14 protein-coding genes and 1 tRNA gene are annotated in these 19,261 nt (G+C 53.8%); 7 read left to right on the plus strand and 8 right to left on the minus strand.

The features are described from left to right. Positions 1-53: 53 nt before the first annotated feature. The 6 genes from ACZ3HG_RS13040 to ACZ3HG_RS13065 form a co-directional block, all read right to left on the minus strand. On the minus strand, positions 54-2,708 hold the full coding sequence (locus tag ACZ3HG_RS13040; RefSeq protein WP_465332994.1) for a family 20 glycosylhydrolase: 2,655 nt from the start codon (positions 2,706-2,708) through the stop codon (positions 54-56). A gap of 21 nt (positions 2,709-2,729) precedes the next feature. Beyond that, positions 2,730-3,050, minus strand: coding sequence for a ChiQ/YbfN family lipoprotein (chiQ, locus tag ACZ3HG_RS13045; RefSeq protein ID WP_465332995.1), 321 nt, complete (start codon positions 3,048-3,050; stop codon positions 2,730-2,732). A 26-nt stretch (positions 3,051-3,076) separates the two neighbouring features. Beyond that, positions 3,077-4,480, minus strand: coding sequence for a chitoporin ChiP (chiP, locus tag ACZ3HG_RS13050; protein WP_191933479.1), 1,404 nt, complete (start codon positions 4,478-4,480; stop codon positions 3,077-3,079). A 218-nt stretch (positions 4,481-4,698) separates the two neighbouring features. After that, a complete protein-coding gene (gene mtr, locus ACZ3HG_RS13055) occupies positions 4,699-5,946 on the minus strand; it encodes a tryptophan permease (RefSeq protein WP_465332996.1) in 1,248 nt (415 codons plus the stop codon). A gap of 117 nt (positions 5,947-6,063) precedes the next feature. Next, entirely contained in the window at positions 6,064-6,453 is a 390-nt protein-coding gene (locus ACZ3HG_RS13060; protein WP_191936388.1) for a hypothetical protein, read from the minus strand. After that, positions 6,441-7,799: an MFS transporter gene (locus tag ACZ3HG_RS13065; protein ID WP_191933482.1), complete on the minus strand. Its 1,359-nt coding sequence runs from the start codon at positions 7,797-7,799 to the stop codon at positions 6,441-6,443. The genes ACZ3HG_RS13060 and ACZ3HG_RS13065 overlap by 13 nt, the downstream gene beginning before the upstream one ends. 92 nt (positions 7,800-7,891) lie before the next feature. On the opposite strand from ACZ3HG_RS13065, the gene ACZ3HG_RS13070 reads away from it, so the two are divergent. After that, positions 7,892-8,770 carry a LysR family transcriptional regulator gene (locus ACZ3HG_RS13070; RefSeq protein WP_465332997.1) on the plus strand — a complete coding sequence of 293 codons (879 nt, stop codon included), beginning with the start codon at positions 7,892-7,894 and terminating at the stop codon, positions 8,768-8,770. Between the two features lie 48 nt (positions 8,771-8,818). Here the strand turns inward: ACZ3HG_RS13070 and glnS are convergent, their stop codons facing one another. Both glnS and nagE read right to left on the minus strand, forming a co-directional pair. Continuing rightward, positions 8,819-10,486, minus strand: a complete 1,668-nt coding sequence (gene glnS, locus ACZ3HG_RS13075; protein WP_465332998.1) for a glutamine--tRNA ligase — start codon at positions 10,484-10,486, stop codon at positions 8,819-8,821. Between the two features lie 213 nt (positions 10,487-10,699). Then, positions 10,700-12,649, minus strand: coding sequence for a PTS N-acetyl glucosamine transporter subunit IIABC (gene nagE / locus ACZ3HG_RS13080; protein ID WP_465333225.1), 1,950 nt, complete (start codon positions 12,647-12,649; stop codon positions 10,700-10,702). A 333-nt stretch (positions 12,650-12,982) separates the two neighbouring features. Here nagE and nagB point away from each other — a divergent pair, with 333 nt between their 5' ends. The 6 genes from nagB to ACZ3HG_RS13110 all read left to right on the plus strand — a co-directional run bounded on the left by nagB (position 12,983) and on the right by ACZ3HG_RS13110 (position 19,261). Beyond that, complete coding sequence (nagB, locus tag ACZ3HG_RS13085; protein WP_062748395.1) at positions 12,983-13,783, plus strand: glucosamine-6-phosphate deaminase; 801 nt, start codon at positions 12,983-12,985, stop codon at positions 13,781-13,783. Positions 13,784-13,880: 97 nt separating this feature from the next. After that, a complete protein-coding gene (gene nagA, locus ACZ3HG_RS13090; protein WP_191936386.1) occupies positions 13,881-15,029 on the plus strand; it encodes an N-acetylglucosamine-6-phosphate deacetylase in 1,149 nt (382 codons plus the stop codon). A 7-nt stretch (positions 15,030-15,036) separates the two neighbouring features. Beyond that, complete coding sequence (nagC, locus tag ACZ3HG_RS13095; RefSeq protein WP_191933487.1) at positions 15,037-16,260, plus strand: DNA-binding transcriptional regulator NagC; 1,224 nt, start codon at positions 15,037-15,039, stop codon at positions 16,258-16,260. Between the two features lie 18 nt (positions 16,261-16,278). After that, the gene (locus ACZ3HG_RS13100; protein WP_062748489.1) at positions 16,279-17,031 is read left to right on the plus strand and encodes an HAD-IIA family hydrolase; all 753 of its coding nucleotides are present in this window, start codon (positions 16,279-16,281) and stop codon (positions 17,029-17,031) included. 268 nt (positions 17,032-17,299) lie between these two features. Continuing rightward, the gene (gene asnB, locus ACZ3HG_RS13105; RefSeq protein ID WP_191933488.1) at positions 17,300-18,964 is read left to right on the plus strand and encodes an asparagine synthase B; all 1,665 of its coding nucleotides are present in this window, start codon (positions 17,300-17,302) and stop codon (positions 18,962-18,964) included. 220 nt (positions 18,965-19,184) lie between these two features. Beyond that, positions 19,185-19,261: transfer RNA gene (locus tag ACZ3HG_RS13110), tRNA-Met, on the plus strand.

Genomic DNA, 19,261 nt, shown 5'->3' on the forward strand with positions numbered 1-19,261 from the left:
ATCAACTGAATGCAAAAACCGATGGCTATGCCATCGGTTTTTTTATGCCTGCGTTACAGTGTGTCCTGACGGCTGACACGCTTTCCGTCCGCGCTGACAGCACGGATCATGATGCCGCCACTGACTTCAGGCGGGGTCTGGCTGTCGTAACGCTGCCACTGCTGACCTTCATCACGGCTGAACTCGATCGTTACGCCAGGAAAAGCCGTATTCGCCAGCAGTTTCCCCCCGACAATACGTGCCCCTGGCACCGGTAATCGGTAACCCACGTCGTATCTGTCCAGTTTTGCCAGCTCACGCTGGCCGAGAATATTGGCGAATCGCTGCCAGTCCTGACGCAACGCCTGCTGGTCAACCCAGTGCGTTTTCCCTCCCTGATACGTTTTACCCGCCTGATAATCCTGTTCCCAGGCCGCGCGGTGCCATGCCCGCTCAGCGGCGGAGAACAGACGGGGATAGATCATATATTCCATATCCTCATCGGTACGTACCGTCTCACTCCACAGCTGTGCCGACATGCCCGCCGCCCCCGGCCAGGGTTTGTTGGACATGGCAGTGAAGAACTGACCGTCGCGGTCAACGGAGGTTTCCGCATTCTGCGGCAAATTGTCCGGCGCAAAGCTGAACATTTTGCGCTCGTCATTAAACCGGGTCCCCCAGTAGTAGCCGCGCTCCAGAGGATTCACCTCATAGGGAAAATCCATATAGAGGTAATCAGGGTTAGAAACAATCACCTGATAGCCCTTATTTGCCCAGTCATTGATGGTGTCGAACCCGCCCCAGTAAAGCGTATCCCAGAAATTCACCGCCACTTCCGGTGTGGCAAACGCTCGCGCATTCTGTGCGTCTTTCAAACCATCCTGCCAGGCCTGCATTCTGTTGATACCGTGTGCCTTGACCAACTCGCTGACTTTCAGTGCAAAGTAGCTGGGCAGATGTCCCAAATCGCTGACCTTGCCCGAAGCAACCATCGTCTGGCAGGCCTGCGATTTCGCCCACGGCTGATCCTCACGGCTTAAATCAAGCTGTCCTTTGCCCGCTTCGGGGTGCCTGATATCCGTATAGCCGACGCCAAGACGAATATTTTTCGCCTCATCGCCGCCAAAATGCCAGCTGCGCAGTGGTTGTCCGGCATCACGGTGCATCTGCTGGATTTCAGCGATGACCTTATCGGCAAAGCGTAAAGAGGAATCCAGGCAGGGGTTCAAATAGCTGGTGCGATCATAAAGCTGAACGGAAGTGGTATTGGAATTATCGCCAGGATCGACCAGCCGGTACTCTGATGCCCGTTCCTGTTGCCCTGCTTTCATCAGGTGCTGATAGCGCGCTTCCATGGCAATCACGGCGGCCCGCGCATGCGCAGGCATATCCACCTCCGGCAGCACCTGAATGCCGCGCGCCTGCGCGAATTTGACGATATCAATATAGTCCTGGCGGCTGAAGTAGCCACTGCCGTTGTTGTCATTGAACGGTCCGGAACCCAGCTGCGGTAGCAGGCAGTGCTGCTCCTGAAGATCGTGACAGCGCTGGCTGCCTACCGCCGTCAGTTCCGGCAGCCCCGGGATTTCTATCCGCCAGCCTTCGTCGTCTGTCAGATGAAAGTGGAAGACATTCATTTTCCAGGCTGACATCTGCTCCAGCATCTTCAGGATCGCTGTTTTACTGTGAAAATTGCGTCCCACATCAAGGAAGACGCCACGGTAGGCAAAACGTGGTGCATCATCAGCCTGCAACGTGGCGATGCGGTTGCTGCCGTCCGCCGGCAGCAGTGACAGGATTGACTGCAGACCATAGAAAACGCCCTGATCATCATAGCCTGTCACCGCGGCACCCTCTTTGGCGATGGTCAGCCGATAGGCACCCGGGATGGCAGGGATATCTTTCACTGCAGCAGGATCAATACGGGTCGCTATCGGGTAGCCCGCCGCATTCAGAGTCACACCGAGTGAAGAGAAGCGCTGTTTTATTGCCTCTGCCCGGTCTGCTGGCAGCGAGGCCAGGTCGAGGCTGACGCCGCGGCTGAGATCCGCGTCTGCATCTGTCACTTTAACGGTCAGCGGAGTGGGAACGATTTGACCACGCAACTCGTCGGTGGCCAGGCGTTTGATATCGCTGTTTTTCTCGTAACGGCTGTCGGCCTGCATCAGGATATTCCTGTCGTCAGGCGTGCGCTTCCACCTATCGCCAAAGGGGGCAACAAAGCGGGAAAGGTCTTCGGTATCTGTCGCCTCAATAATTTTTGGTTTGGCATCCCCGGAGGTCACATACCAGCGCGGCATGACATCGGTCATAAACAGCTGCCAGTACTCGTTGACGACAGGGATAGTGACAGAAGCCCCGGCGGCAATCCCCGCAAACTTTTCAGTCGGCTCCAGTCGGGTCAGATCTCCGACAATATGGACCATACGAAACTGGTCGCTTTCAACGGCCAGGGTTTTATGGACATTGCTCATGTAGATTGCCCAGTCTTTACGGGTGATGGCCGGTCCGTGATTCGTTAAGGTAATGGTCGCACGGTTGCAGGCCGCCCAGTCGGCGCCGAGCGCGGCACAGTCCACGCCGTGGAGTGCCGCATGGTTATCGGTCACCTGATAACGCACACCAAACTGACTGATCTGATTCACCAGCTTCTGGCTGGCGGGGACGGCGCTGCTGCCTAAAACGGCCATCAAAGCCATTGCTAACAGGCTGATTTTTCTCGGATTCATCGTTATCTCCTTCCTTGTCGGCTATTGATTCGCGTGCTTAATTTCCTGCCACAGCTGACCACAACGGTCACTGACGCCCTCACCGCCCCCCATTTTTTCCGCATCCAGACAGCGTTGATAGTCGAGCACACGCACTGTTTCCCGACGGGCAAATACACGGTGCTGCTGCTGCTGCTGCAGCGTGTCGAGCAGCGGCTGGCAGGCCTTCACCTTTTGTCCCTCTCCGTTGGACTGCTGAATACAGGATTTCCAGGCCTGCCGCCCGGATGACTCCGTGCTATCCTTTACCAGCCCGCAGCCGCCGAGCAGCAGCGCGAAGCACAGTGTGATTCCTTGTTTCATCATCTGCTCCTTACAGATCTGCACAATCAAAACAGGGTAAAAGGCGCGATAACAATAAACTTAACGTCCTTTTCATCCTGGAATATATTGTTATAGCCGCCGCCGTAGCTGGGGATCGAACTGTGATTGTCATAGCGGGTGAAGTGCAGCTTAAAGAGCGTCCCTTCCGCCACGCCGCTCTGAATCGTATAAAGCAAATCAAGGTTCCACGCGGACTCTTTCAGACGCCTGTGTGGGTCGTTCGCCGGGTGGCTGGCGGGCTTCGCCCCCCAGCCAAAGGCATAGGATGTTCCAATGCCCCATCCAGGTAACTCCCAGCGGGCAAGATCGTACATCACGCCGGCAAACAGGGCTTTTTCACCATTGGCATTCCAGTCAGAGCGGGCATCCCACCAGACGTCAAGACGACCGTTGGAAGAGGCGTAGCCCGGCGTCATGCGCTGTAAAAAATACCCCTGGTTGCCCGCAGCTTTTACCCAGGTCCCCTCCAGACGTAAATCAACGGGCCCCGCGGTATATCCCAGCGTCAGCGCCTGAAGCCAGGCCAGTCCGTCATAAACATCATTGACGTTACCAGCCCCCCCTTTTTCTTTGTCCCTGGCCCCATAAAATTGCCAGCTGGTGCGCAGGTCGTTTCCCTGCAGCGGAAAAGCATAGGAACCTTTGAAAAAATATTGATCCATATAACCGGCCGCCTGGCCAAAGGCACCTTCAATAACGGCTTTATCCGTCAATTCATATTTCATGCCGACTGAATGCAGATAAGATATTCCCGTTATGCCATCTGCCTTACGGAAGTTATACATATGTTCATACCAGGGCGCTTTATAACGATTACTCCACATATATGAAAATGATAACGCCCCTGCATCTCCCCATTCCTTGCGAATGCCACTTTCAGCGCCAAGATAAGTTCCGGGTAAAAAACTCCAGTGCGGTGCCATCAGAGTTTGTCCGGTGGGCTGTAAATATCCCGCTTTTAGCCAGATATCATCATAATTAACTTTTACTGCGGCTTTATAAAGGCTGGTTCCGTTTCGATCGCCACTCCAGTGCTCATCCCAGCGGGTTTTTGCATCACTGAAGCCGATTTCATTGGGTGCAGCAGGGCCACTGTTTGCCATATCGAGAGCACCAAACACGGCCAGATCAAACCCAATCACTTCAGCCGCGTATCCTGACGAAAAATCGAGGCTGCCGTTAAACGTTGAGTGATGTAAATTCTGTTGATAATGCCCGTATTTATCGCTGCCCGGCGTCAGGTCTTTACGGTCGCGCTGTCGCTGCCAGTAATAAACACTGCCTTTCAGTGAAGAATCAGCAATAAATCCGTGGGCCATTAATGGCATTGGATAAAAAAAAGCGGGTAAGAACAGGCTTAGCGATAGCGTCACGCATAGTCTGTTCTGCACAGAGGTAATATGAGGCATAGAATAATCCCTATTCTTTTCAGACGAAAAGCGACCTCCTTAAAGGAATGAATTAATCTTCGCTCTACGCCACTTGTGCATTCATATTATTTTTCGCGTCGCGAATTATCAATTAAAAATAAGACAGGATGATGAAAACATGATCGCCACCACAAACTCACGGGAAATAAAAATACCACTTTCGTATTTCTACTAATGGTATTTTCATATTATATGATTTAGCCAGTATAGAGTGGCAACCATCCACCATAGGAGAGCAGACAAACCAGCGCATTGAGCGAGCCAAACAGCAGCACCAGTACAATCGGAGCATGCCCTCCCCTGACCCGCCAACCTGCTGTGGCAAAACGCCGCCGGGATTGTCTGGCCAGCAGGGCCGGTGTCACTACCGCCCAGACGGTCGCAGCCAGACCCGCGTAGCCAATGGCCAGCAGAAAACCGTTGGGCCAGATAAGCGCGGCCGTTAACGGCAGGCTGAACGTCAGGAGGGTAGTTTTCAGTCGTCCGGTTGCAGAATTATCCAGTTTGAACAGATCGGCCAGGTAATCAAAAAAGCCCAGACTAACGCCAAGAAACGAGCAGGCAACTGCAAAGTTAGAGAAGATATCCAACATCAGGTTCAGATAGCGGTTGTGCAGTACGCCCGATAGCGCCCCCACCAGCACATCGATATTTCCCCCCTGCGCCGCAATCGCTTTGAATTCGCTACGCGGAATATTGCCCATGGTGCCAATGATCCAGATAAAATAGATCGCCAGGGCCAGTAACGTGCCAAAGATCAGACAGCGACTGACGCGTCCCGCATTTTTATGGTAATAGCTGATGAGCCCGGCAATATTCCCGTGGTAGCCGAAAGAAGCCAGACAGAAAGGCACGACGGCCCACAGATAGCGCAGATACTCTCTGTCCGTGCCCTGACTGTCGAGCAGATTGACCGGCTGGATATGCCACAGCAGCCCGCCGAAAATCATCAGAAATGTGATGACCTTAGCGCCAAGAAAAATCAGCGTCATGCGGCTGACCACCGCTGTTCCAAGCCAGATAAACAGCGCCACCAGCAGTGTAAACAGCAGACCAGCCACCCGGGCCGACATGTCGATATCTAACTGCCCCAGGCTGCGCTGAATGATCGCGCCGCTGGCAGAAATATAGGCGTAGGTCAGGATACCCAGCACAAAGACCACCGACAGGCCATTAATCAGATTCCAGCCACGCCCCAGCAGGTCACGGGTGACCGTATCGAAACTGGCCCCGGCGGGATAATGAAGACTGGCCTCAAGGTACAGCAGCCCGGAAAGCAGCATACAAAACCATGTGGCGATCAGCAGAGCCGAGGACCAGAGAAACCAGGCCCCGGACATCACCACGGGAAGAGAAAACATGCCGGCACCGATGATGGTGCCGCTGATAATCAGTGTTCCCCACAGTGTCGACGGTAAGCGAACAGCAGAAGCCGGTAGAGCCATAACAATCCCTTAGCGAAAGCAGTAAAAAACATGCCCTTTGCCGGGATAATCCACTGGCTAAACGGCAGTAATGCCGCATAGTCTACACACTTTCACACCCGTGAACTAGTACAGTAATCAGTAAGTCACCATCGTTTCCTGTAAATATCGCCAGCGCGGTGGCGTAGTAGCGCAGTTAATCACCGCCAGTGAAATTCGGTGAGTCTGATTTTCTCCCTGCTGCTGCCGTTCGTGATACTGAATCGCCACCTCCTGACCAAACAGGGCCACTGTCTGGCACTGCTCAATGGTAATTTTCAGCCCCTGACGCCCGCCGACCAGCCGGGCAAACAGTGTAGCCACCTCGGGCATAGCCAGACTTTTTCCGGTGGGCGTGACCATTACAAAATCGGGGTCAAAATGTGAAAGTAGCGGCGTTAACTGGCTTTCATCACCGTTAAATACGGCGGCAATCAGCTCATGTAATACCAGTACGCTTTCACGCGCTTTTTCGTTTAATGTCGACACAGAGTATCCTTCTGACAGTTGATGCGGTAAATCATCCACAGGGGCAGCAGACCGGTAACGGCAGCGGCGATAAACACCTGATGATATGACTGCGCGGCAGAGTAAAAGTGATTGAGTAAACTAAATAATACAGTGAGCAGGGCCGCCCCCAGGCTGAATGACAGCTGACGGTTAATATTCCATATCACGCTGGCGCGGGTCATCTGCCGATCGTCAAAGTCACTGAGGGCGCTGGTTTGTGCCGTGTTGGCGCTTATTCCGCCGCCCATGCCCATCAGCAGGTAGGCCAGGCTTAACAACAGCAACTGTTCCGGTCGCTGTACCAGCGCCAGCAGGGCGATCCCGGCAGCATGAAGCACTAAGCCCGTGCTGAACAGAATGGTGGCTCCCAGACGATGATAGAGACGCCCGCACAGCAACATCGCCACCAGTGCCCCGCCGCCATAAAGCAGCATAAAGGCCCCGCTGCGTTCGGCAGAAAAGTGCAGGCACTGTTGCAGATAAAATATATTCAGCAGGTTCACCCCGGTAAACAGGCCCGGTACTGCGTAATACACCATCACGGCAAGCTGAAGCCGGGGATTGCGCAGCAGACTCAGGTCGATCACGGCCTGCGGCTGGCGTTGGTAATGTTTCAGATAAGCGAATGCCAGTACCAGCCCCGCCAGCAGCCAGAGCGAGGCCGCGATCGCGGAACCCGCTTCCCCCAGACGCGACAGGCCGAGCAGCACGGCGGCCAGCGCCAGACAGACCAGCAGGATGCCGCGGATATCAGGCCGGGTAGCCCTCAGCGTTTCAGGTTTTATCCACAGTGCCGCCAGCACAGCGGCAGCCAGACTAAACGGAATGTTGCACCAGAAAATCCAGCGCCACGAGAGTGTGTCGACAATCATTCCCCCGAACAGCGGGGAAAGTGCGGGAGCAATCAGCGCCACGCACATAATCAACGTAGAAATGCCTGCCCGCTCCCTGCCCCTGAACAGGTTGAACGTCAACGCCTGTCCTACCGGTATCAGCAGCCCCCCGGCCATACCCTGTAAAAAACGCCACAGCACCAGTGAGGCAAACGATTCGGAGCTACCACAGCCCCATGCCGCCAGGCTGAACAGCAGCATGGATATCACCAGTACCGGGCGGGCACCAAAGCGGCCTGCCAGCCAGCCACTGACCGGGATAATCACCGTCAGACCCAGGATATAACTGTTCGCCACCCAGCTGAGGGACCCGCTGGCAATCGCCAGCTGCCCGGCTATCTCCGGCAGAGCAATAGCTGACATAAAAATATTAATACAATCAATAAAAAAGCCGAGCAAAAAGATGACGGCAACACGGTAACGATAGCACATAGTCATACCTCCGGGCGCAGCATAGCGGTGATTGACTAGCTGAATCGACTGGCATAAATTGAAAACATTGTTTGATAAAAGTGAACAATCTCGTGTACACACATCTCGATAAGATCCACACTTTCTTTGCCGTCGTCGACGGCGGCAGCTTTACCCGGGCGGCTGATAATCTCGGCCTGAGTAAGGCGATGGTCAGCCTGCATATCAAAACACTGGAACAGGTTCTCGGCGTCACCCTGCTGGCGCGCAACACGCGCAATCTGGCGCTGACGGAAAGCGGAAGCCAGCTTTATGACGAGTTCAGAACGATATTTGCCCATATTGAGCAGGCGGTCAGCCGCGTCACGGATGACAGCCAGCCTCTCTCCGGCGAGTTGCGTCTTACCTCAACCTGGGAATATGGTCAGCACTGTCTGATGCCTTACATTGCCCGCTTCTGTCGACAACACCCCGGTCTGACCCTCAGCTATAACGTCGGTGCATCGCTGGACGACCTGGTCAGTCACAAGCTGGATGTCGCTATCCGTCTTGGCACGCTGCGGGACTCTTCACTCAGGAGCCGAAAGTTGGGCGAGTACCGGATACTGTTGGTGGCCTCTCCCCACCTTGTCGCCCGACATCCGCTGCGACAGCTCGCTGAGGTAGCCGCGTTACCCTGGATACATAACAGCAATTTGTCCCATCCCGGCCGCTGGCGTTTCAGTCAGGGTAAAGAACACGACGAGATTAAAAGTGAGGCAAGCTACAGCACCAATTCTGCTCAGATTATGCGTCAGATGGCGCTGGAAGGGCTGGGCGTAGCGGTACTGCCTGAATGGCTGGTGTCAGAGGATGTGGCGGGTGGATTATTACAGGTCCTGTTTAGCGACTGGCAGCTCCCGGTACAGCCGGTCAGCGCCGTTTTTGCCGCCGGTGCCGCACTGCCGCGTAAAACGCGTCTGCTTATTGATTATTTGTCTGCGGAATTATAAAGATCAAAAAAAAGGGCGAATCAACGCCCTTTTCTTCGGAGTAGCGGCTTACTCGCCGACTTTCGCCCAGGTGTCACGCAGGCCAACGGTGCGGTTGAACACCAGATTGCTGGCACTGGAGTAGACGCTGTCGGCGCAGAAGTAGCCTTCACGCTCAAACTGATACGGGGCTGACGCTTCCGCCTGCTGCATCCCGGGTTCCACGAAGCCCTGACGGATCACCAGAGACTCCGGGTTGATGCTGGCCAGGAAGTCCTCTGCTGCCCCAGGATTCGGTACGCTGAACAGACGATCGTACAAGCGGAACTCTGCCGGAACGGCATGGACCGCTGACACCCAGTGGATCACGCCCTTCACTTTACGTCCGTCGGCCGGATCTTTGCTCAGGGTGTCCACATCACAGGTACAGAACAGGCAGGTAATGTTGCCTTCCTCGTCCTTCGCCACGCGCTCAGCTTTGATCACGTAGGCATTACGCAGACGCACTTCTTTACCCAGCACCAGACGCTTGTACTGCTTGTTTGCTTCCTCACGGAAGTCAGCACGATCGATGTAAATCTCACGGCTGAACGGGACTTCGCGGGTACCCATTTCTGGTTTGCTCGGATGATTCGGCATGGTGATCACTTCATCATGATGTGCAGGCAGATTTTCAATCACCACTTTTACCGGATCCATCACCGCCATAGCACGCGGGGCGTTCTCATTGAGATCGTCACGGATACAGGACTCCAGCGCAGCCATTTCAACAATATTGTCCTGCTTGGTCACCCCAATGCGGCGGCAGAATTCGCGGATGGATTCCGCAGTGTAGCCACGGCGGCGCAGACCCGATACGGTCAGCATGCGCGGATCATCCCAGCCTTCCACCACGTTTTCAGTCACCAGCTGGCTCAGCTTACGCTTGGACATAATGGCGTATTCAAGATTCAGTCGAGAGAATTCATACTGACGCGGATGCACCGGAATGGTGATGTTATCCAGCACCCAGTCGTACAGGCGACGGTTATCCTGGAATTCCAGCGTGCATAATGAGTGAGTAATGCCTTCCAGCGCATCGGAAATGCAGTGGGTGAAGTCATACATCGGGTAAATGCACCACTTATTGCCGGTCTGGTGATGTTCAGCAAATTTAATGCGGTAGATCACTGGGTCACGCAGAACGATAAAGTTGGAGGCCATATCGATTTTGGCACGCAGACACGCGGTGCCCTCGGCAAAACCGCCCGCGCGCATTTTAGCAAAAAGCTCAAGGTTCTCTTCCACGCTGCGATCGCGGAAGGGGCTGTTTTTACCCGCTGAGGTCAGACTGCCACGGTATTCACGGATTTGCTCGGGTGACAGTTCATCAACGTAAGCCAGCCCTTTAGTAATCAGTTCAACAGCATAATTGTACAGTTGCTCGAAATAGTCAGATGAGTAGCGAACGTCGCCGCTCCACTCGAAACCCAGCCATTGCACATCACGCTTGATTGATTCAACAAACTCCAGATCTTCTTTCACCGGGTTAGTGTCATCAAAACGCAGGTTGCACTGCCCCTGATAGTCCTGGGCGATGCCAAAGTTCAGGCAGATTGATTTCGCATGGCCAATATGCAGATAGCCATTCGGCTCAGGCGGGAAGCGGGTGTGCACTGAACTGTGCTTACCGTTCGCCAAATCTTCGTCGATAATCTGACGAATAAAGTTAGTTGGGCGGGCTTCAGCCTCACTCATCTCAATTTCCTCAATTAATGCTGGGCATTGGCTCTCAATCATTCAGGCTGTCGCCGGGCGGCTACCGGAAGAATGACGAGTATAATTTAGCTATGAAATAACGGAGTATGATCCACAAAGCTGACAGGGGAAACAACCGTTTGTTGCTGGAATCACATAAAAAAAGGGCGGGAATCGCTTCCCGCCCTGCCACAGTCGCACTCTTTGCCGCTGTTAGCCTTTAATTTCGTATATCCGCGTTTCGCCCGCCACCACCGTTTCACCGGCCAGCAGGGTGATCCCGGCGAAATCTTCGATGTTGCTGACCACGACAGGGCTGATCATCGATCGGGCATTGGCGTTAAGGAACGCCAGGTCCATCTCCAGCACCGGTTGACCGGCTGCTACCGTCGCGCCCTCTTCGACAAGACGCGTGAACCCTTTACCTTCCAGCGCCACCGTATCGAGTCCCATATGAACAACGATTTCGATACCCTTTTCAGTTTCAAGGCAGAAGGCATGGTTGGTGTTAAAGATCTTAACCAGCGTACCGGAAGCCGGTGCCACCACTGTACTGCCAGTGGGCTTAATCGCCAGACCGTCACCGACAGCTTTACTGGCGAAGGCTTCATCCGGCACCTGCTCAATGGCGACTACCGTGCCGCTGACCGGTGCCACCAGCGTATCTATGACCCCTTTGGCCTCATCAGGAACTGCCTTTGGCGCAGCAACCGGTACAACCGCTGCGGCACTCACTGCTGCCGCTGCCGCAACCGGACCTTTGGCGATCTGTTTTTTCATCTCTTCAGCGATGGATTCGGCTTTCGCCCCCACAATGACCTGAATGGTTTGCTTATTCAGTTTCACCACGCCGGACGCACCAAGACGTTTGCACTGGGCATCATTGACCAGCGAGGCATCTTTTACCGACAGGCGCAGACGGGTAATACAGGCATCAATCCCCTTCAGGTTATCTGACCCACCAATCGCACCAATGTACTGGCGGGAAAGATCGGCCAGTCCCTCTTCGGTATTGCTGTTGGCTTCATCCTTGAGCAGCAGGTCGCCATCATCTTCACGGCCCGGTGTTTTCAGGTTCAGCATGCGGATAACCGCGCTGAACAGCACGAAGTAAACCACAAAGGCCACCAGACCCATCACCAGCAGTAACCAGACGTTATGGCTGGCAGCAGGCAGTTTGTACATTAAGGCATAGTCGATGGCACCCGCAGAGAAGGAGAAGCCGGCATGGATGCCCAGAGAGGTAGCAACAAACAGGCTGATCCCGGTCAGGATGGCGTGGATCAGATACAGCATCGGTGCCAGGAACATGAACAGGAATTCCAGCGGCTCAGTCACGCCAGTCAGGAATGCGGTAACCGCAACCGACAGCAGCATCCCGCCCACCATCGGACGACGCGCCTTCGGTGCTGCCAGGTACATTGCCAACGCGGCACCAGGCAGGCCGAACATCATGATCGGGAAGAAGCCCGACATAAACATCCCCGCCGTGCCATCACCCGCATAGAAACGGTTGATATCACCGTGGAAGACCGCACCAGCCGCGTTGGTGAACTCACCAATCTGGAACCAGGCAATGGTATTCAGCACCTGATGCAGGCCGGTTGGGATCAGAAGACGGTTAACAAAACCGAAGATCCCGGCCCCGAAGGCTCCTTCAGAAACGATCCACTCTCCGCCAGCATGGATACCGGCCTGTACAGGTGGCCAGACGTAACCAAACACTGCCGCCAGCACCAGACAGAAGAAACCGGTCGCAATAGGAACAAAGCGTTTGCCACCAAAGAAACTCAGGAAGTCTGGCAGCTTAATGTCAGACCAGCGGTTGTAAGCCATACCGGCAACCAGACCGGTAATGATCCCCGCCAGCACACCCATATTAACCGTCGGGTTAATGGTGACCATCGCCTTAGTCAGGATAAAATACCCCACTGCACCGGCAAGGGCTGCCGCACCGGCGTTGTCTTTCGACCAGGTTGAGGCCACACCGATAGCGAAGATGAGTGCGAGGTTGTCAAAGATAGCCCCGCCCGCCTGCGCAATAAACGGCATATTAAGTAAATCAGGCTGGCCGAAGCGCAGCATCAGTGCGGCAACAGGCAGCACTGCGATAGGCAGCTGTAACGACCGCCCTAATCTTTGAAAGAATCCTAGAATATTCACCATTTCCCCCTGTGAGCCCGGTTAGGGCGGCAAAAACCGTCTGTTTTTTTTCACGGCTTTTTTTTGTCTGTTCGACACTACACACCACGAAGCGAAGTGTAAAAAAAAATTAATTCGCTTCGCAAATTAAACCCGCATTTATGTGATAAAAATCACTTAAAAACGCATTATTGTTAGCATGCGACTGGCTAACGGCACAAACTTATTTTATGATCCGAAAAATCAAAACGGACAAAACCCACTGTCAGGCTGTGCTAATCGGGTTACGCTTAGTCAACGTTCAGACAGAGCACCGTTTTACTCTATTCCCACTCTGCTACTACGAGGTGCAAGATGAGACTGATTCCTCTGGCAATGCCAGCCCAGGTCGGAAAATGGGCAGCACGCCATATCGTTAACCGCATTAATGCGTTCAAACCGACGGCTGACCGTCCTTTCGTGCTAGGTCTGCCTACCGGCGGCACGCCGCTGGAAGCCTACAAGCACCTGATTGAGATGCATAAAGCAGGCCAGGTTAGCTTCAAACACGTGGTAACGTTCAATATGGACGAATATGTCGGCCTGCCGAAAGAGCACCCGGAAAGCTATCACAGCTTTATGTACCGTAACTTTTTCGATCACGTTGATATTCCAACTGAAAATATCAATCTCCTCAATGGTAATGCTCCAGATATTGACGCAGAATGTCGCCAGTATGAAGAGAAGATCCGTGCTTACGGCAAAATTCATTTGTTTATGGGCGGCGTAGGCAATGACGGCCATATCGCGTTTAACGAGCCGGCATCATCACTGGCTTCGCGTACCCGTATCAAAACCCTCACGCACGAGACCCGTATCGCTAACTCACGCTTCTTTGGCGGTGACGTTGATCAGGTGCCAAAGTATGCGCTGACCGTGGGCGTGGGCACGCTGCTGGATGCAGAAGAAGTTATGATTCTGGTTACCGGTCATCTCAAAGCGCAGGCGCTTCAGGCCGCCGTTGAGGGCAACGTGAACCATATGTGGACCATCAGCTGTCTGCAACTCCATTCGAAAGCCGTGGTCGTGTGTGACGAACCGGCCACCATGGAGCTGAAAATGAAAACCGTGAAGTATTTCCGCGAGATGGAAGCTGGAAATATTAAAGATCTGTGATCGTCCCTGACGGGCGTCGTCATGACAGATTGGTGCCTGCCGAAAGGAAATCCCCGACGGCAGGACAGGCAATATCAGGAAAGTCAGGAGAACAGTTATGTACGCATTAACCCAGGGCCGCATTTACACAGGCCACAAAATCCTCGATCGCCATGCGGTTGTGATCGCCAATGGCCTGATTGAACGCGTCTGCCCGCTGGAGGATCTGCCCGCAGGCATTGAAACCCGTCAGGTAGATGGCGCGATTATTTCCCCTGGCTTTATTGATCTGCAGCTCAACGGCTGTGGTGGCGTGCAGTTTAATGATGATATTGCCGCTATCAGCGTAGAAACGCTGCAAATTATGCAAAAAGCTAACGAAAAATCGGGATGCACCAGTTTTTTGCCAACGCTAATCACCAGCACCGATGAACTGATGAAGCGTGCCGTCGAGGTGATGCGTGCCTGGCTGGCTCAGAACAGCAATCAGGCGCTCGGCCTGCATCTTGAAGGACCGTGGCTCAATCCGCTGAAAAAAGGCACGCACAATCCCGCGCTTATCCGGGCACCTGACCAGGCGCTGGTCGATTTCCTGTGTGCCAACGCCGATGTGATTGGCAAAATTACGCTGGCACCGGAAAAAGTCGATGCTGCAGTGATCCGTCAGTTGCGTGATGCCGGTATTGTGATTTCTGCAGGTCACTCACACGGCACATATGACGAAGCCCTTGCCGGGATTGATGCCGGGGTTTCCTTTGCCACACATCTTTATAATGCCATGCCGACCACCAGCGGCCGCGAACCGGGTCTGATCGGTGCGCTGTTTGATGCTTCAGACGTCTGGTGCGGCATTATTGCCGATGGTCTGCACGTCCATTACGCAAACATTCGCAACGCTAAACGGATCAAAGGTGACAAGCTGATCCTGGTCACCGATGCCACGGCCCCGGCGGGCGCAGCTATTGATCAGTTCATTTTTGCTGGCAAAACAATATACTATCGCAACGGACTGTGTGTTGACGAGAATGGCACGCTCAGCGGATCGGCTCTGACTATGATTGAAGCTGTAGCTAACAGCGTCGAACATGTGGGCATCGCCCTTGATGAAGCGATTCGTATGGCCACGCTTTACCCAGCCCGCGCAATGGGGGTAGAGGCACGTTTAGGGACAATTGAGGCCGGTAAAGTGGCCAATCTGACCGTGTTCACCCGCGATTACAAAATCACCCGGACCATCGTTAATGGTAACGAGGTCTTAAGCGAGTAGATATTTAATGACCACCGGCGGCCAGGCACAAATCGGAAATGTTGATCTTGTTAAACAACTTAATAGTGCGGCCGTCTACCGGCTGATCGATCAGCAGGGCCCTATTTCTCGAATCCAGATTGCCGAGCACAGTCAGCTCGCCCCCGCCAGCGTCACCAAGATCACGCGTCAGCTTATTGACCGTGGTCTGATCAAAGAAGTCGATCAGCAGGCCTCTACCGGAGGCCGTCGTGCGATCTCCATCATCACCGAAACCCGGGGATTTAACACGATAGGTGTCAGGCTTGGCCGTCACGATGCTACCGTCACGCTGTTCGATCTGAGCGGGAAATCGCTGGCTGAGGAGCACTATTCCCTGCCTGAGCGTACGCAGGAAACCCTGGAAAATGCACTGTTCAAGGCCATTGCCGACTTCACTGAACTTCATCAGCGTAAGCTACGTGAGCTAATCGCTATTTCCGTGATCCTGCCCGGACTGGTCGACCCGACTAACGGCATCATCCGTTATATGCCACATATTAATGTCAGCCACTGGCCGCTGGTGGCCAGCCTGGAAAAACGGTTCAATGTCACCAGTTTTGTTGGCCACGATATTCGTAGCCTGGCACTGGCAGAGCACTATTTTGGCGCATCACGTGACTGCGCAGACTCCATTCTGGTGCGTGTTCACCGCGGTACGGGTGCCGGTATTATTGCCAACGGGCATATCTTTCTCGGCAGTAACGGTAACGTTGGGGAGCTGGGACATATCCAGGTGGATCCACTGGGCGAACGCTGCCACTGCGGCAACTTTGGCTGTCTGGAAACCATTGCCGCCAACAGCGCGATTGAAAACCGTGTGCGACACCTTCTGACCCAGGGCTATCCAAGCAGTCTGACGTTGGACGAATGTCAGATTCAGCCTATTTGTCTTGCCGCTAACCGGGGTGATGCACTGGCGACGGAAGTGATCGAGCACGTAGGACGCCATCTTGGTAAAGCCATCGCCATCGCCATTAACCTGTTCAATCCGCAAAAAATTGTCATCGCGGGTGAAATTATGGAAGCCGATAAAGTGCTACTCCCCGCCATTGAGGGCTGCATCAATACGCAGGCGCTGAAGGCATTCCGTAAAAATTTGCCGGTGGTGCGCTCGGCGATCGATCACCGTTCGGCGATTGGCGCTTTCGCCCTGGCAAAACGGGCGATGCTCAATGGAATTTTGCTGCAACGACTGCTGGAAGTTAATTAAATGATGGAATCTGAACGCATGACGATAAAGAACGTTATCTGCGATATCGATGGCGTGCTGATGCACGACAATACGGCCGTACCCGGCGCTCGCGAGTTTTTACAGCGTATCGTCGGCAATAATATGCCTCTGGTGGTGCTGACTAACTATCCTTCGCAAACCGCCATGGATCTGTCAAACCGCTTTGCCTCCGCCGGCATTGAACTGCCGGACAGCGTCTTCTATACCTCAGCGATGGCCACCGCCGATTTTCTGAAACGACAGGAAGGAAAGAAAGCCTATGTCGTCGGCGAAGGGGCACTGATCCATGAGCTATACAAAGCTGGCTTCACTATCACGGACATCAACCCCGATTTTGTGATCGTGGGTGAGACCCGCTCGTTTAACTGGGACATGATGCATAAGGCCGCCTGGTTCGTTGCGAACGGCGCACGTTTTATTGCCACTAACCCGGACAGTCACGGCCACGGTTTTTCACCGGCCTGCGGTGCGTTGTGCGCCGGGATCGAAAAAATATCGGGTCGCCAGCCGTTTTACGTCGGGAAACCCAGCCCGTGGATCATGCGTGCCGCGCTGAACAAAATGCAGGCACACTCAGAAGAGACGGTGATCGTGGGTGACAACCTGCGCACGGATATTCTGGCCGGTTTCCAGGCCGGGCTGGAAACCATTCTGGTGCTGTCAGGTGTCTCCACGCTCAGTGACGTTGATGCCATGCCGTTCCGCCCCACCTGGATTTACCCTTCGGTTGCCGATATCGACATTATCTAGTTTCCCCCCTGCCCGGCCTGCCGGGCAATGGCTCCTCCTGCTGGCCGTTTTTTATCCGCTTTTTGCCATTCATTGCACATTCATCAATAAAAACACTGAAAAAATGAATATTCGCTAAGAATAAAGCAGAGTCAACGGCCTATTTTTCACCTAATGACTAAAATACTTGCATCACCTGACGGCTTAGCGCATTTTCATAGTCATGACGCGATAACTGTCGCTTTAAACCAATATCATCACCGCAAGGTAAGTCGTTAGGGAGCTGTATATGTGTTCTATCTTTGGTGTACTCGATCTGAAAAGCGATCCTGCTGAACTGCGCAAGAAAGCCCTGGAGCTTTCACGTCTGATGCGTCACCGTGGCCCGGACTGGTCAGGTGTTTATGCGAATGACAATGCGATCCTTGTTCATGAGCGTCTGTCGATTGTCGACGTCAACAATGGCGCACAGCCGCTGTACAATGCAGACCATACACACGTCCTTGCGGTAAACGGTGAAATCTATAACCATCAGGCTCTGCGCGCTGAACTGAGCGATCGCTATGCGTTCCAGACCGAGTCTGACTGTGAAGTGATCCTCGCGCTGTATCAGGAAAAAGGGATCGACTTCCTTGATGACCTGCAGGGCATGTTCGCCTTTATCCTTTATGACAGCGTGAAAAACACCTACCTGATCGGCCGTGACCACATCGGGATCATCCCGCTTTATATGGGTAACGACGAGCACGGTAACCTGTATGTGGCTTCTGAAATGAAAGCGCTGGTACCAGTCTGCCGCAGCATGAAAGAGTTCCCACCAGGCAGCTATCTGTCCAGCACCGACGGTGAGATCCGTCGCTACTGGCAGCGAGACTGGTTTGACTATGAAGCTGTCGAACACAACACCACTGACGCAGCTGCGTTGAAAAACGCACTGGAAGAGTCGGTAAAAAGTCACCTGATGTCAGACGTCCCTTACGGTGTATTGCTGTCCGGCGGTCTGGACTCTTCCATTATCTCTGCGGTGACCAAACGTTTTGCGGCCAAGCGCGTAGAAGACCAGGATAAGAGCGAGGCCTGGTGGCCACAGCTGCACTCCTTCGCCGTCGGCCTGGAAGGGTCTCCTGACCTGACTGCCGCGAAAGCCGTGGCAGAACACCTGGGCACCGTCCACCACGAGATCCATTTCACCGTGCAGGAAGGCCTGGATGCCATCCGTGATGTGATTTACCACATTGAAACCTATGATGTGACCACCATCCGCGCCTCGACGCCAATGTACCTGATGTCGCGTAAAATCAAGGCAATGGGGATCAAAATGGTGTTGTCCGGTGAAGGCGCAGATGAAGTCTTTGGCGGTTATCTTTACTTCCATAAGGCACCAAACGCCCGCGAATTCCATGAAGAGAACGTACGCAAACTTCATGCTCTGCATATGTTCGACTGTGCGCGTGCCAACAAAGCGATGTCGGCCTGGGGTGTGGAAGCGCGAGTGCCGTTCCTGGATAAGAAATTCCTGGACGTGGCAATGCGCATCAACCCGCAGGACAAAATGTGTGGCAGCAACGGGAAAATGGAAAAACACATCCTGCGCGAGTGTTTTGAGTCTTACCTGCCGGCGAGTGTTGCATGGCGTCAGAAAGAGCAGTTCTCTGATGGGGTAGGCTATAGCTGGATCGACACCCTGAAAGAAGTGGCTGCCGCTCAGATCAGCGACCAGCAGCTGCAAACCGCGCACTTCCGTTTCGCTTACAACACGCCGACCTCAAAAGAAGGCTATCTGTATCGCGAAATCTTTGAAGAGCTGTTCCCTCTGCCAAGCGCGGCAGAATGCGTCCCTGGCGGTCCATCCGTGGCCTGTTCATCCGCTAAGGCAATAGAATGGGACGAAGCCTTCAAAAACATGGACGATCCTTCAGGCCGTGCCGTCGGCGTACACCAGTCCGCTTACTAATTGTTTGTTGTTATTCAACACAAACGGGCCCCTGCGGCCCGTTTTTAATTAGCGGTTGCGTCTGTTAGCTTCAGAATTCGTTGATTTTATCGTCATCCTGGTCACAAGGCAGTCAAACAACACGATTGTGACAAAAAACGGGAAAAAACTTGTTGACGCTTTTAGGCCAACTCCGCATAATGCGCCCCGCAACGCCGCAGAAGGTTACGCGAAAAAAGATGGCTACTTAGCTCAGCTGGTTAGAGCACAGCACTCATAATGCTGGGGTCACAGGTTCGATTCCCGTAGTAGCCACCA

This window comes from Erwinia sp. PME.40.26/001 (assembly GCF_055556675.1).